Source organism: Haemophilus parainfluenzae T3T1, assembly GCF_000210895.1.
Taxonomy (GTDB): domain Bacteria; phylum Pseudomonadota; class Gammaproteobacteria; order Enterobacterales; family Pasteurellaceae; genus Haemophilus_D; species Haemophilus_D parainfluenzae_A.
In genome coordinates, this window is sequence record NC_015964.1 from 678,682 (window position 1) to 692,111 (window position 13,430).

Consider the following 13,430-nt stretch of genomic DNA (forward strand, 5'->3'; position numbering starts at 1 on the left):
CCCTTTTTTAGATAAAGTAACACCCGCAGAGATGCGGGTGTTTTGTTTTAGTCGAAAAGTGCGGTCTATTTTCGCATCATTTTTTCTTTATGCGCTGCGAAGTCGCCACCTTTGGCAAGCATACGAAGTTGTAAGATAACGCGCTCTTTTAGCAAATCTTGTTCAGCTTTGGTCATGTCTAAGGCGTTGGAGCCAGCCGTGAATACGATGGTTACCATGCCTTCTGCCTGTACATAAGACACATATTGAGAATAGTGATTTTTCTTCGCAATATATTCAGCCAATTCATCAACAAAGTGTTTGATTTCACGGGCGGCTGCGGTACGGAAAGCTTGAGAAGTGCCTGAACTTTCACGTAAAAGCAAACGGAACACGTTGGTGCTGTGAGTGATAAATTCAAAAAAGGTTTCAACAGAAACACGGATGACACTACCGCCGGCATCAATGCGCTTACGTGCTTGACGCATTAATTGGCGAAGCGTTAAGCCAGCCTCATCAACCATTTCTAATCCGAGCTCATCCATATCGCTAAAGTGGCGATAGAAAGAAGTTGGTGCAATGCCCGCTTCTCGCGCAACTTCGCGTAAGCTTAAATTAGAAAAGCTTTTTTCTGCACTTAACTGATTAAATGCTGCGTCAATTAAGGCTCGACGGGTTTTTTCTTTTTGAATTGCTCGAACACCAGCCATTTGGTTTTCCTCAGCTTATGATAAATTATTTTTTCTTCGCTAAAATCGATTTAACTTGTTCACTGACCGCACTTGCAACACGTTCGTAGCGATTACGTAATGGTGAACCTGGGCGGTAAACGAGAGCAATAGTACGAGACGGTTCTGGTGAATGGCAAGGAATATATTTTACGCCTTTACGTGTGCCTTCATTTAATACAGCAAGTTCTGGCATAAAGGTAATACCTGCATTAGCTGCCACCATATTGCGTAAAGTTTCTAGACTCGTCGCTTGGAAGTGAGAGTCTTCTTTCGCACCGGCCGTAAAACAATAATCCAGTGCTTGATTACGTAAACAGTGCCCATCATCTAACATGAGCATTTCTTGCCCTTTTAAGGTATTCATGGCAATTTTGCTTTCTGATGCCCATGGATGTTCTTCTGAAACAGCAAGTAACATTTTTTCATCAAAAATGGGTACTTCGATAAAGGCTTCCGTTTCGGGGACACGAGCCACAATCGCACAATCTAAGCGACCTGTTTCTAATTGCTCTAATAGTTGATGTGTTTGAGCTTCGTAAAGAAAAACTTCTAAATCTGGGAAAGTTTCTTTTAATGTTGGTACAATGTAAGGAAGTAGATAAGGACCAACAGTTGGGATGAGTCCGATGTGTAATGGACCCGTCATTTCTTTGCCTTGATTGCTGGCCATTTCTTTAAGTAATTTTACTTCACGTAATACGGTGCGAGCTTGTTCAACAAGTAACATGCCCGATTGAGTGAAGAGGACTTTACGGCTAGTACGTTCAAGTAAAATAATGCCTAACTCATCTTCGAGTTTGCGGATTTGACCACTTAAAGTTGGTTGGCTAACATTGCAAGAATCCGCCGCACGACGGAAATGTTTGAATTCAGAAAGGGCAACTAAGTATTCTAAATCACGAATATTCATAGGGTTCTCACTTTATAGAATATGTCAATTAAAAGGATAGAATTAATTGATTGTAACTATATCACAAAACTTTCTATAATGCCTACCAAGTTTTTAAGGCAAATTCATTTAACTAACAGAGGAGACACATTATGTCTAATATGGAAGGAAAAAAAGTCCCACAAGTTACATTCCGTACTCGTCAAGGTGATCAATGGGTTGATGTAACCACATCTGAATTATTTGATAACAAAACTGTTGTTGTTTTCTCATTACCAGGTGCGTTCACGCCAACTTGTTCATCTTCTCACTTACCACGTTATAACGAGCTTGCACCCGTTTTCAAACAACATGGTGTAGATGATATTTTAGTTGTATCAGTAAATGATACGTTTGTGATGAATGCTTGGAAAGAAGCTGAAGAAGCACATAACGTAAAATTCATTCCGGATGGTAACGGTACCTTCACTGAAGGTATGGGCATGTTAGTCGGAAAAGATGATTTAGGTTTTGGTAAACGTTCTTGGCGTTATTCTATGCTCGTGAAAAATGGCGTAGTGGAAAAAATGTTTATCGAACCAAATGAACCAGGCGATCCGTTTAAAGTATCTGATGCCGATACCATGTTGAAATACATTGCACCAGATTATCAAGTGCAAGAATCAATCGCAATCTTCACTAAACCAGGTTGCCCATATTGCGCGAAAGCAAAACAACTTTTACGTGATAAAGGTTTAAGCTTTGAAGAAATCGTATTAGGTCAAGATGCAACTATCGTGAGTGTACGTGCGGTTTCTGGTCGTGCAACTGTGCCACAAGTATTCATCGGTGGTAAACATATTGGCGGTAGCGACGATTTAGAAAAATACTTTGCATAATTGATTGCAGGTAGGAATTTTTTATATTTTTGATTATTAGGAACATAATTTAAAAGGGAGCGAAAGCTCCCTTTTTTGTTGTCTATTGTATTGTTATGTTCTTAAGCGTTAAAACCAATGTAGCAAACCGAGATTAAAACGACGTAGAAAATGAGCGCACTTAGCAGTAATAATTTTACGGCAAGTTTAGGTTTGTGCTGATGCAACTTATAAAGTAAACGTGCAATCAAAACCAAAACAAAGGGGTAAACCCAAAAGATAATCGAGAAAAGATCGATCTGAAAATCGCTCAGTGTAGGGTTTTTCACAAAAGAAGTAGAAAGCAAAGAGGCCATAGGCCACAGTAAAATGGGTAAACAAAATGCCGCGATTCCCCAAGCGAAGCCACTAAATCCTGTCGGCATAGTTTGTTTTTTCATAATGAACCTTATATGATTGACGAAAAATAAAAAGGAATATAACAAATGCCGTCTTTATTTGATAGTGAAACCGATGCGCCAGAAGAGAGAAAAGTATTGAAACGCACATTGAGCGCACAAAAAATCACATTTATTTTGACTGCACTTTGCACGGTGATTTATCTCTTGCAGAATATCGGATTTGAAGAGCCGATTATGGATTTATTCCATTATCCGGCTTATTCTTGGGAAGATCAGGAAGTATGGCGCTATTTCACTCATGCTATCGTTCATTTGTCGGTACCGCATATTTTATTTAACCTTTCGTGGTTTTGGTTATTCGGTGGTGCGATTGAACGCCGATTTGGTTCTCTCCATTTTTTATTATTAGTTTTAGTCTCTGCTGCAGTGAGTGGCGCGGTACAGAATTATTTTACCGGTCCCGCCTTTTTCGGGCTATCTGGTGTGGTTTATGCCGTGTTAGGTTATGTGTTGGTGGTGGACAAATTGCACCCGCATAGTTTTGACTTACCAGAAGGCTTTTTTACAATGTTACTGGTAGGGCTTGTATTTGGCTTTATTAGTCCGCTTTTTGGTATTAATATAGGGAACGCTGCCCACATTTCAGGCTTTATCTTAGGATTGGTTTGGGGATTTCTGCAGACTAAAATTAAGGCTAAATCGTTTAGCTAATTCAAATTTATAGGCATTTATATGAAGCAATCATTACGCCATCAGAAAATAATTGAGCTTGTGAAGCTAAAAGGGTATGCCAGTACAGAAGAACTGGTTATCGAACTGGAAGTTAGTCCTCAGACTATTCGACGCGATCTGAATATCCTTGCAGAACAAGATTTAATTCGTCGTCATCATGGTGGTGCGGCCCCTTCTTCTACCGCAGAAAACTCTGATTACATTGAACGTAAACAATTTTTCCCTTCCCAAAAAAGTGCGATTGCACGAGAGGTGGCAAAACGTATTCCAAATGGTGCCTCCTTATTTATTGATATTGGTACGACACCAGAAGCCGTGGCAAATGCTTTGTTAAATCATGAACGCTTACGCATTGTGACAAATAATCTCAATGCTGCTCATTTATTACGACAAAATGAAACCTTTGATATTACGATGGCAGGCGGTTCCTTACGTAAGGATGGGGGAATTATCGGCGAGGCAACGGTTAATTTTATTTCGCAATTCCGTTTAGATTTCGGGATTCTGGGTATTAGTGCGATTGACCTTGACGGTTCATTATTGGACTATGATTATCACGAAGTTCAAGTAAAACGCGCCATTATAGAAAGTTCGCGTCAAACTTTATTAGCGACCGACCATTCGAAATTCTCTCGACAAGCTATTGTGCGATTAGGGGAGCTCAAAGACGTGGATTATCTTTTCACGGATGATGTGCCAAAACAAATTGCAGATTATTTAGAAAATAGCAACACAAAGTTAGTGATTTGCAAATGATAGAAATGGGAAGTGCGGCCAAAATTGACCGCACTTTTTTTGTAGGCATCCATGCTTAGCCACTGCTGTTTCGACCAATTCAAAATTAACCCCATTCATGCCAATATCCTTATTAATATGAGATAAGGTTAATTTTGCTGCATATTAAATTGTTAAATTTTGGGGATAAAAACGGACGGCAAATCATTCGACTGCCAATTCTTTATTTAGGACTACGGGGAAGGTTTGCTTGAAGAGTCAAGAAAGACAAAAGCTTGATAGATCAAGTGGAGTACATCGAGATCCCTCTCTAAATGTAATTTATTTATACTGCTGTTTTTAAAAAAAGGGAATATTAAAATTACAAATATGTGATCGAGATCACAATTTAAATGCAAAAAGAAAGCCGCTTATTTTTGTTTAGAAAATAAGCGGCTATTTTACTGATTTTTTATCGATTTAAATTTACCGCGCCTTCATAACCAAGTTGTCGCCATGCCTCGTAAATCGTCACGGCTACTGAGTTGGATAAGTTCATGCTACGGCTATTTGCTGTCATAGGAATACGGATTTTTTGCTCCATTGGCATCTTATCTAAAATAGACATAGGAATACCACGTGTTTCAGGGCCAAACATCAAATAATCCCCTAATTCAAATTGCACTTCACTATGTGCGGGGCTGCCTTTGGTTGTCAGTGCAAAAAGACGTTTCGGTTTTTCGCTTTCTAAAAAGGCTTCAAAGGTTTTGTGTTTTTTGATTTCAGCAAATTCATGATAATCCAAGCCGGAACGACGTAATTTTTTATCATCCCATGTAAAGCCAAGTGGCTCGATTAAATGAAGGCGAAAGCCAGTGTTCGCACAAAGGCGAATAATATTTCCCGTATTTTGTGGAATTTCAGGTTCGTATAACACAATATCTAACATAATAATTTCCTAATCTTTTTGATACAGGCGGTAGCTCACCATACCTGCGGTTTTTTCTTTCAGTAATTGCCAATTGTCAGGCACGCTAAGCGGTTTGTCTTTTTCTGTTTCAACATAAATCAATGCATGAGGTAAGAGCCAATTCTTTTCCTCTAATAGGGTAATTGCTTGTTCGGCTAAACCAAAATGGAAAGGCGGATCTAAAAATACCACATCAAAGTTCGGTTGATTTTGCGCTTGTTTTAAAAATTCCAAACTATTTTGATTGATCACCTGAGCTTGTTCACTCGTTATTTTTAGCGTTTGCAAATTTTTCTTTAATTGGTTTGCCACGCTTTTATCTAACTCTAAAAACGTCACCTGTTTCGCTTGGCGAGAAAGGGCTTCAAAGCCAAGTGAACCACTGCCCGCAAAGCAATCAAGACAATGGCTATCCACAATGTAAGGCATCAACCAGTTGAATAAGGTTTCTTTTACGCGATCGCCTGTTGGACGCAAACCTTCCGCATTTAAAACCGGTAATTTTCGTCCACGCCAAAGACCTGCGATGATTCGAACTTCGCCTTTGGCATTTTGAACTTGCATTTTTTTCATAAAGAAACAGATTTTTAGTGAAAATTGTGCTTAGTTTAGACGATTTTTTGCTAGAATAGACAGTATTTTTTACAGATTTGTGTTTAAGAGAAGAATTTATGTCAGAAGAAAAGAAAAAAGGTGGATTTTGGGCCTCCCTTTTTGGTCGCAATAAAAAGCAAGAAGAACAAAAAATTGAGCCAATTATTGAAGAGCCATCTGTCGAACCTGCCGATGTTTCACCTGAGGAAGAAATTGTTCACGTTGAAGAGAACGTTCAATTAGAACAAGTTGAACAGGAAGAATTACAGGAATTAGCTGAACAACTGCAAGAAGATAAAGCAGAAGAGGTCGTTGTTGAGCATCTTGAACCTATCGTAGAACAAGTGATTTCACCTGAAAGTGCGGTCAATATTGAACCTGTTTTAGATACACCGGTGATTGAAACAATTGACGAAGAAACGGTAAAAACAGAAGAAATTTCAACCGCACTTCCTACAGCAGAGCCAGCAGAAAGCATTATTGAACAAAATAATGTCATTGAAGATCTTCCTGTGGTTGAAGCTGAGATTGAGCCTGAAATTGTTGACGATGTTAAAGACGAATTACGTTCAGATATCAATACCGAAACGCAAGAAAAACCAAGTGAAGGCGGCTTTTTCAGTCGTTTAGTCAAAGGCTTACTCAAAACCAAGCAAAATATTGGTGCAGGTTTCCGCTCTTTCTTTTTAGGCAAAAAAATTGATGATGATTTGTTTGATGAGTTGGAAGAGCAACTTTTAATTGCCGATATTGGCGTGCCAACAACGAATAAAATCATTAAGAATTTAACGGAGCATGCAAGTCGTAAACAATTACAAGATGCGGAATTACTTTACCAACAACTTAAAGTTGAAATGGTGGAGATCTTAAAACCTGTCGCGCAGCCGCTAGTTATTGATACGACTAAAAAACCGTATGTTATTTTAATGGTTGGCGTGAATGGTGTAGGTAAAACAACCACAATTGGTAAGTTAGCTCGTAAATTCCAAAATGAAGGAAAATCAGTCATGTTAGCAGCGGGGGATACTTTCCGTGCGGCAGCAGTAGAACAACTTCAAGTATGGGGCGAGCGTAACAATATTCCGGTGGTGGCACAAAGTACAGGGTCAGATTCTGCGTCGGTGATTTTTGATGCGATGCAATCTGCCGCAGCACGTAACATTGATATTTTAATTGCGGATACGGCAGGACGTTTACAAAATAAAAATAATCTCATGGATGAATTGAAGAAAATTGTTCGTGTCATGAGAAAATACGATGAAACCGCACCGCACGAAATTATGCTTACCTTAGATGCAGGTACAGGACAAAATGCGATTAGCCAAGCTAAACTCTTTGATGAAGCAGTTGGACTAACCGGTATCTCATTAACCAAGTTAGACGGTACAGCAAAAGGTGGGGTAATTTTCGCCATTGCAGATCAGTTTAATTTACCAATTCGTTATATTGGTGTGGGTGAAAAGATTGAAGATTTACGCGAATTTAATGCAGAAGAATTTATTGAAGCATTGTTTGTTCACGAAAATGAAGAATAAAAAGGAATAATAAAGTGATTCGATTTTCAAATGTCTCTAAAGCTTATCACGGTGCGACTCAGCCGGCCTTGCAGGGTTTGAATTTTCATCTTCCTGTCGGAAGTATGACTTATCTTGTTGGTCATTCAGGTGCGGGTAAAAGTACCTTGCTTAAATTAATTATGGGAATGGAAAAGGCGAATGCCGGTAATATTTGGTTTAATGGTCATGATATTACGCGTTTGTCGAAATATGAAATCCCATTTTTACGCCGCCAAATCGGTATGGTTCACCAAGATTACCGTCTATTGACGGATCGTAGCGTAGCAGAAAATGTGGCGTTGCCATTGATTATTGCGGGAATGAACCCGAAAGAAGCACATACGCGTGCATTGGTTGCGCTAGATCGTGTGGGCTTACGTAGTAAAGCGAATTATATGCCGCCACAAATCTCAGGTGGGGAACAACAACGTGTAGATATCGCACGTGCAATCGTACATAAACCGCAACTTTTATTAGCGGATGAGCCTACAGGTAACCTTGATGATGAACTTTCCTTAGGGATTTTTAATCTTTTTGAAGAGTTTAATCGTTTAGGCATGACAGTCTTGATTGCGACACACGATATCAATTTAATTCAAAAAAAACCAAAACCATGTCTTGTACTTGAACAAGGCTATTTACGCTATTAAGGATAAAAAATGACAAGACGTATTGATGCTTCTTTTGGCGTGCAAACTGCCTATACTTTGCGTTCTGTTTGGGGCGATTTGGTAAAACGTAAATTTGGTACATTGCTAACAATTTTAGTCATTGCCGTGTCTTTAACGATTCCAACGGTGAGCTATTTGTTATGGAAAAATTTACATTTAGCGACGACCCAATTTTATCCGGAAAGCGAACTCACAATCTACTTACACAAAAATTTAAGTGAAGAAGATGCCAACTTGGTGGTGGAAAAAATTCGTCAGCAAGAAGGTGTGGAATCTTTAAATTATGTATCTCGTCAAGAAAGCTTAAAAGAATTTAAGAGTTGGTCTGGTTTTGGTGAAGAATTAGAAATTTTAGATGATAATCCATTACCAGCCGTCGTGATGGTGAAGCCCTCTAAAGACTTCAATGCATCTGAAAAACGAGCAGAATTACGTACCAATTTAAATAAAATTAAAGGTGTACAAGAAGTTCGTTTAGATAACGATTGGATGGAAAAATTGACTGCACTTTCGTGGCTATTTGCGCATGTGGCAATTTTCTGCACGGTCTTGATGACTATTGCGGTATTCCTTGTTATCGGAAATAGTATTCGCTCTGATGTCTATAGTAGCCGAGCAAGCATTGATGTGATGAAACTATTAGGCGCAACGGATCAATTCATTATTCGTCCTTATCTTTATACAGGCATGATTTACGCGGTGTTGGGCGGCTTGATTGCCGCGCTGTTTAGTAGCCTTATTGTCGGGTACTTTACTTCAGCGGTGAAGTATGTGACGGATATCTTTGCGGTTACATTTGAGCTCAATGGATTAGGCGTAGGCGAGCTGATCTTCTTATTAGTAAGCTGCTTGATTATGGGCTATGTTGGCGCTTGGATTGCAGCAACAAGACATATTGCAATGTTAGATAACAAACTATAGATTTCATTTATATTAAAGTGCGGTCATTTTTTGTCGTGTTTTCAGCTGAAAAACATTCGGGAAAATGACCGCACTTTTTGTATGTGGAAATTAATTGAACAAAAAGCTTGCATAATTAGGTGTTTTTGTGTAATATCCACGAGCTTTCAGATATTGAAAGCCGTTTAATGTAATCATTTATTAGACGAGTATTGCGATATGTAATACTAACAATGTTTCCGATTTGGAGACTATATAACAGGTAACTTACACCTCCTTTTCTATTTTGAAGTTAGAATTGTGATTGGTGTTAGTTTTTTATTAGCTAAATTTTATTGGAGCTCTGGTCTAATGCAGAACCAAAGAATCCGTATCCGCTTAAAAGCTTTCGATCACCGTTTGATCGATCAATCTACTGCGGAGATCGTAGAAACAGCTAAACGTACTGGTGCACAAGTTCGTGGTCCAATCCCTTTACCAACTCGTAAAGAGCGTTTCACCGTGTTGATTTCTCCACACGTGAACAAAGACGCGCGTGATCAATACGAAATTCGTACACACAAACGTTTAGTAGATATCGTAGAGCCAACAGAAAAAACTGTTGATGCATTAATGCGTTTAGATTTGGCTGCCGGCGTGGACGTGCAGATCAGCCTAGGTTAATTAAGAGGTTATTACAATGATTGGTTTAGTCGGTCGTAAAGTTGGTATGACCCGTATCTTCAATGAAGACGGTGTTTCAGTACCAGTTACCGTTATCGAAATCGAAGCCAACCGCGTAACTCAAGTTAAAACTCTTGAAAACGATGGCTATACTGCAGTTCAAGTTACTACTGGTTCTAAAAAAGCGAATCGTGTAACTAAACCTGAAGCAGGTCATTTCGTGAAAGCAGGTGTTGAAGCTGGTCGCGGTTTATGGGAATTTCGTACTGAAGGTGAAGAATTCACTTTAGGTCAAGAAATCAATGTTGACATCTTTGCAGATGTTAAAAAAGTAGATGTTACTGGTACTTCTAAAGGTAAAGGTTTCCAAGGTGGTGTTAAACGTTGGAACTTCCGTACTCAAGATGCTACACACGGTAACTCTTTATCACATCGTGTACTTGGTTCTATTGGTCAAAACCAAACTCCAGGTCGTGTGTTTAAAGGTAAAAAAATGGCAGGACATTTAGGTGCTGAGCGTGTAACCGTTCAATCACTTGAAGTTGTTCGTGTAGATGCTGAGCGTAAATTGCTATTAGTAAAAGGTTCTGTACCTGGTGCTATCAATGGCGATGTTATCGTTAAGCCGGCAGTTAAAGCATAAGTCTAGGAGATAGAGATGGAATTACAAGTTGTAGGTGCAAACGCACTAACTGTTTCTGAAACTACCTTCGGACGTGAGTTTAACGAAGCTTTGATTCACCAAGTTGTTGTTGCTTATGCAGCAGGTGCTCGTCAAGGTACTCGTGCACAAAAAACTCGTGCTGAAGTGTCTGGTTCAGGTAAAAAACCTTGGCGTCAAAAAGGTACAGGTCGTGCTCGTTCTGGTGATATCAAATCACCAATCTGGCGTTCTGGTGGTACAACCTTCGCGGCTAAACCACAAGATCACAGCCAAAAAGTGAACAAGAAAATGTACCGTGGTGCTATCAAAAGCATTCTTTCTGAATTAGTTCGTCAAGACCGTTTGGTTGTTGTTGAAAAATTCGAATTAGATGCACCAAAAACTAAAGTTTTAGTACAAAAATTAAAAGATTTAGCAGTTGAAGATGCGTTAATTATCACAGCAAGTTTAGATGAAAATCTATTCTTAGCGGCACGTAACTTATATAAAGTTGATGTACGTGATGTTCAAGGTATCGATCCAGTTAGCTTAATCGCTTTCGATAAAGTGATTGTTACTGTTGACGCTGTGAAACAAATTGAGGAGATCCTAGCATGAGTCAAGAACGTTTGCTAAGCGTGCTACGTGCACCGCACATCTCTGAAAAAGCAACTAACAATGCTGAAAAATCTAACACTGTTGTACTTAAAGTTGCTTTAGATGCGAACAAAGCTGAAATTGCTGCTGCTGTTGCTCAATTATTTGAAGTAAAAGTTGACTCAGTTCGTACTGTGGTTGTTAAAGGTAAAACTAAACGCCGTGGTAACAAAATGGGTCGTCGCAGCGACTGGAAAAAAGCTTATGTAACTTTAGCCGAAGGCCAAAACTTGGACTTCGTGGACAGTGCAGAGTAATCGGAGGAAATTAGAGAATGGCTATCGTTAAATGTAAGCCGACCTCCGCTGGTCGTCGTCACGTTGTTAAAATCGTGAACCCTGAATTACACAAGGGTAAACCTTACGCGCCTCTTCTAGATACCAAATCTAAAACTGGTGGTCGTAACAATTATGGTCGTATTACCACTCGCCACATCGGTGGTGGTCATAAACAACATTACCGTTTAATCGATTTCAAACGTAACAAGTTAGATATCCCAGCGGTTGTTGAGCGTTTAGAATATGATCCAAACCGTTCAGCTAACATTGCTTTAGTGCTTTATAAAGATGGTGAACGCCGTTATATCTTAGCACCTAAAGGTTTGTCAGTTGGCGATCAAATCCAATCTGGCGTTAACTCACCAATTAAAGTGGGTAACTCATTACCAATGCGTAATATCCCAGTTGGTTCAACAGTACATAACGTTGAATTAAAACCAGGTAAAGGCGGTCAAATCGCTCGTTCTGCTGGTGCTTATGTACAAATCATCGCTCGTGAAGGCAACTACGTAACTTTACGTTTACGTTCAGGCGAAATGCGTAAAGTATTAGCTGAATGTGTTGCTACAATCGGTGAAGTTGGTAACTCAGAACATATGCTTCGCGTATTGGGTAAAGCTGGTGCTAACCGCTGGAGAGGCATTCGCCCTACAGTCCGTGGTACTGCAATGAACCCAGTAGATCACCCACACGGTGGTGGTGAAGGTCGTAACTTTGGTAAACACCCAGTAACTCCTTGGGGCGTTCAAACTAAAGGTAAGAAAACTCGTCACAACAAACGTACTGATAAATTCATTGTACGTCGTCGTGGCAAATAATTTAAATTAATAAGAGGATAAGCCATGCCACGTTCTCTCAAGAAAGGTCCTTTCCTTGACCTACACTTGTTGAAGAAGGTAGAGAAGGCGGTGGAAAGCGGGGATAAAAAGCCAATCAAAACTTGGTCCCGTCGTTCAATGATCATTCCTTCAATGATCGGATTGACCATCGCAGTCCATAATGGTCGTCAGCACGTTCCTGTTTATGTATCTGATGAAATGATCGGCCATAAATTAGGTGAATTTGCACCGACTCGTACATACCGCGGTCACGCGGCAGATAAGAAAGCTAAGAAATAAGAGGTAAATAGATGGAAACTATCGCAAAACATCGTTACGCTCGCACTTCTGCCCAAAAAGCTCGCTTAGTTGCCGATTTAATTCGTGGTAAAAAAGTTGCGCAAGCATTAGAAATCTTAACTTTTACTAACAAAAAAGCTGCGGCTTTAGTGAAAAAAGTATTAGAGTCAGCTATTGCTAACGCAGAGCATAATGATGGTGCAGATATCGATGATCTTAAAGTTGCTAAAATCTTCGTTGACGAAGGTCCTAGCATGAAACGTGTTATGCCACGTGCTAAAGGTCGTGCAGATCGTATTTTAAAACGTACTAGCCACATCACTGTGGTTGTGTCAGATCGTTAATAAGTAGAGGAATAGCAATGGGTCAAAAAGTAAATCCAAATGGTATTCGCCTAGGTATTGTAAAACCTTGGAACTCTACTTGGTTCGCGAATACACAAGATTTCGCCGACAATCTTGACGGTGACTTCAAAGTACGCAAATTCTTAACTAAAGAATTAGCAAACGCTTCGGTTTCACGTATTACTATTGAGCGTCCAGCTAAAAGTATTCGTGTAACAATTCACACAGCTCGCCCTGGTATCGTTATCGGTAAAAAAGGTGAAGATGTTGAAAAATTACGTAACGCAGTATCTCAAATCGCTGGCGTTCCGGCTCAAATCAACATTGCTGAAGTGAAAAAACCGGAATTAGATGCAAAATTAGTTGCAGATAGCATCGCTTCTCAATTAGAACGTCGTGTAATGTTCCGTCGTGCTATGAAACGTGCGGTACAAAGCGCAATGCGTTTAGGTGCTAAAGGTATCAAAGTTGAAGTTAGCGGTCGTTTAGGTGGTGCAGAAATCGCACGTTCTGAATGGTATCGTGAAGGTCGTGTACCTCTACATACTCTTCGTGCGGACATCGATTATAACACTGCAGAAGCTCATACTACATACGGCGTAATCGGCGTTAAAGTATGGATCTTCAAAGGTGAAATTTTGGGTGGAATGGCTGCAGTTGCGCAATCAGAACAACAACCTGCCGACAAGCCTAAAAAGGCTCCGCGTGGCAAAGGTCGTAAGTAAGGAGAAAC

General features: G+C 39.8%; 19 protein-coding genes. 14 read left to right on the forward strand and 5 right to left on the reverse strand.

Features of this window, described 5'->3' with window-relative positions; genetic code table 11:
• Positions 1-65: 65 nt before the first annotated feature.
• Positions 66-689: an HTH-type transcriptional repressor FabR gene (fabR, locus tag PARA_RS03420; RefSeq protein WP_014064558.1), complete on the reverse strand. Its 624-nt coding sequence runs from the start codon at positions 687-689 to the stop codon at positions 66-68.
• Positions 690-714: 25 nt separating this feature from the next.
• The gene (gene oxyR, locus PARA_RS03425; RefSeq protein ID WP_014064559.1) at positions 715-1,620 is read right to left on the reverse strand and encodes a DNA-binding transcriptional regulator OxyR; all 906 of its coding nucleotides are present in this window, start codon (positions 1,618-1,620) and stop codon (positions 715-717) included.
• Positions 1,621-1,751: 131 nt separating this feature from the next.
• On the opposite strand from oxyR, the gene pgdx reads away from it, so the two are divergent.
• Positions 1,752-2,477, forward strand: coding sequence for a hybrid peroxiredoxin PGdx (pgdx, locus tag PARA_RS03430; protein ID WP_014064560.1), 726 nt, complete (start codon positions 1,752-1,754; stop codon positions 2,475-2,477).
• A gap of 101 nt (positions 2,478-2,578) precedes the next feature.
• Here the strand turns inward: pgdx and PARA_RS03435 are convergent, their stop codons facing one another.
• On the reverse strand, positions 2,579-2,896 hold the full coding sequence (locus tag PARA_RS03435; protein ID WP_014064561.1) for a DUF5389 domain-containing protein: 318 nt from the start codon (positions 2,894-2,896) through the stop codon (positions 2,579-2,581).
• Positions 2,897-2,992: 96 nt separating this feature from the next.
• Between PARA_RS03435 and PARA_RS03440 the strand changes: the two genes are divergently transcribed.
• Together PARA_RS03440 and PARA_RS03445 are read left to right on the forward strand one after the other, a co-directional pair.
• Positions 2,993-3,568: a rhomboid family intramembrane serine protease gene (locus tag PARA_RS03440; RefSeq protein ID WP_014064562.1), complete on the forward strand. Its 576-nt coding sequence runs from the start codon at positions 2,993-2,995 to the stop codon at positions 3,566-3,568.
• 21 nt (positions 3,569-3,589) lie between these two features.
• Entirely contained in the window at positions 3,590-4,345 is a 756-nt protein-coding gene (locus PARA_RS03445; protein WP_014064563.1) for a DeoR/GlpR family transcriptional regulator, read from the forward strand.
• A 430-nt stretch (positions 4,346-4,775) separates the two neighbouring features.
• On the opposite strand, the gene trmL is transcribed toward PARA_RS03445, so the two are convergent.
• Positions 4,776-5,252: a tRNA (uridine(34)/cytosine(34)/5-carboxymethylaminomethyluridine(34)-2'-O)-methyltransferase TrmL gene (gene trmL, locus PARA_RS03450; RefSeq protein ID WP_014064565.1), complete on the reverse strand. Its 477-nt coding sequence runs from the start codon at positions 5,250-5,252 to the stop codon at positions 4,776-4,778.
• 9 nt (positions 5,253-5,261) lie between these two features.
• The gene (gene rsmD / locus PARA_RS03455; RefSeq protein ID WP_014064566.1) at positions 5,262-5,846 is read right to left on the reverse strand and encodes a 16S rRNA (guanine(966)-N(2))-methyltransferase RsmD; all 585 of its coding nucleotides are present in this window, start codon (positions 5,844-5,846) and stop codon (positions 5,262-5,264) included.
• Positions 5,847-5,944: 98 nt separating this feature from the next.
• Here rsmD and ftsY point away from each other — a divergent pair, with 98 nt between their 5' ends.
• The 11 genes from ftsY (at position 5,945) to rpsC (ending at position 13,422) form a co-directional block, all read left to right on the forward strand.
• On the forward strand, positions 5,945-7,402 hold the full coding sequence (gene ftsY, locus PARA_RS03460; RefSeq protein ID WP_014064567.1) for a signal recognition particle-docking protein FtsY: 1,458 nt from the start codon (positions 5,945-5,947) through the stop codon (positions 7,400-7,402).
• 14 nt (positions 7,403-7,416) lie between these two features.
• Positions 7,417-8,073 (forward strand): cell division ATP-binding protein FtsE, encoded by a 657-nt coding sequence (gene ftsE, locus PARA_RS03465; RefSeq protein ID WP_014064568.1) that lies wholly within the window; start codon positions 7,417-7,419, stop codon positions 8,071-8,073.
• A 9-nt stretch (positions 8,074-8,082) separates the two neighbouring features.
• Positions 8,083-9,015 carry a permease-like cell division protein FtsX gene (ftsX, locus tag PARA_RS03470; protein WP_014064569.1) on the forward strand — a complete coding sequence of 311 codons (933 nt, stop codon included), beginning with the start codon at positions 8,083-8,085 and terminating at the stop codon, positions 9,013-9,015.
• Positions 9,016-9,345: 330 nt separating this feature from the next.
• The gene (gene rpsJ, locus PARA_RS03475) at positions 9,346-9,657 is read left to right on the forward strand and encodes a 30S ribosomal protein S10 (protein WP_001181005.1); all 312 of its coding nucleotides are present in this window, start codon (positions 9,346-9,348) and stop codon (positions 9,655-9,657) included.
• Between the two features lie 16 nt (positions 9,658-9,673).
• Positions 9,674-10,300: a 50S ribosomal protein L3 gene (rplC, locus tag PARA_RS03480; RefSeq protein ID WP_005632753.1), complete on the forward strand. Its 627-nt coding sequence runs from the start codon at positions 9,674-9,676 to the stop codon at positions 10,298-10,300.
• Positions 10,301-10,315: 15 nt separating this feature from the next.
• Complete coding sequence (gene rplD, locus PARA_RS03485; protein WP_005695085.1) at positions 10,316-10,918, forward strand: 50S ribosomal protein L4; 603 nt, start codon at positions 10,316-10,318, stop codon at positions 10,916-10,918.
• On the forward strand, positions 10,915-11,214 hold the full coding sequence (gene rplW / locus PARA_RS03490) for a 50S ribosomal protein L23 (protein WP_005632756.1): 300 nt from the start codon (positions 10,915-10,917) through the stop codon (positions 11,212-11,214). The genes rplD and rplW overlap by 4 nt, the downstream gene beginning before the upstream one ends.
• Positions 11,215-11,231: 17 nt before the next feature.
• A complete protein-coding gene (gene rplB / locus PARA_RS03495) occupies positions 11,232-12,053 on the forward strand; it encodes a 50S ribosomal protein L2 (protein ID WP_014064570.1) in 822 nt (273 codons plus the stop codon).
• 24 nt (positions 12,054-12,077) lie between these two features.
• Positions 12,078-12,353, forward strand: a complete 276-nt coding sequence (gene rpsS, locus PARA_RS03500; RefSeq protein WP_005539416.1) for a 30S ribosomal protein S19 — start codon at positions 12,078-12,080, stop codon at positions 12,351-12,353.
• Positions 12,354-12,364: 11 nt separating this feature from the next.
• Positions 12,365-12,697 (forward strand): 50S ribosomal protein L22, encoded by a 333-nt coding sequence (gene rplV, locus PARA_RS03505; protein WP_005625897.1) that lies wholly within the window; start codon positions 12,365-12,367, stop codon positions 12,695-12,697.
• A 17-nt stretch (positions 12,698-12,714) separates the two neighbouring features.
• Entirely contained in the window at positions 12,715-13,422 is a 708-nt protein-coding gene (gene rpsC / locus PARA_RS03510; protein WP_005640982.1) for a 30S ribosomal protein S3, read from the forward strand.
• Positions 13,423-13,430: the final 8 nt, after the last annotated feature.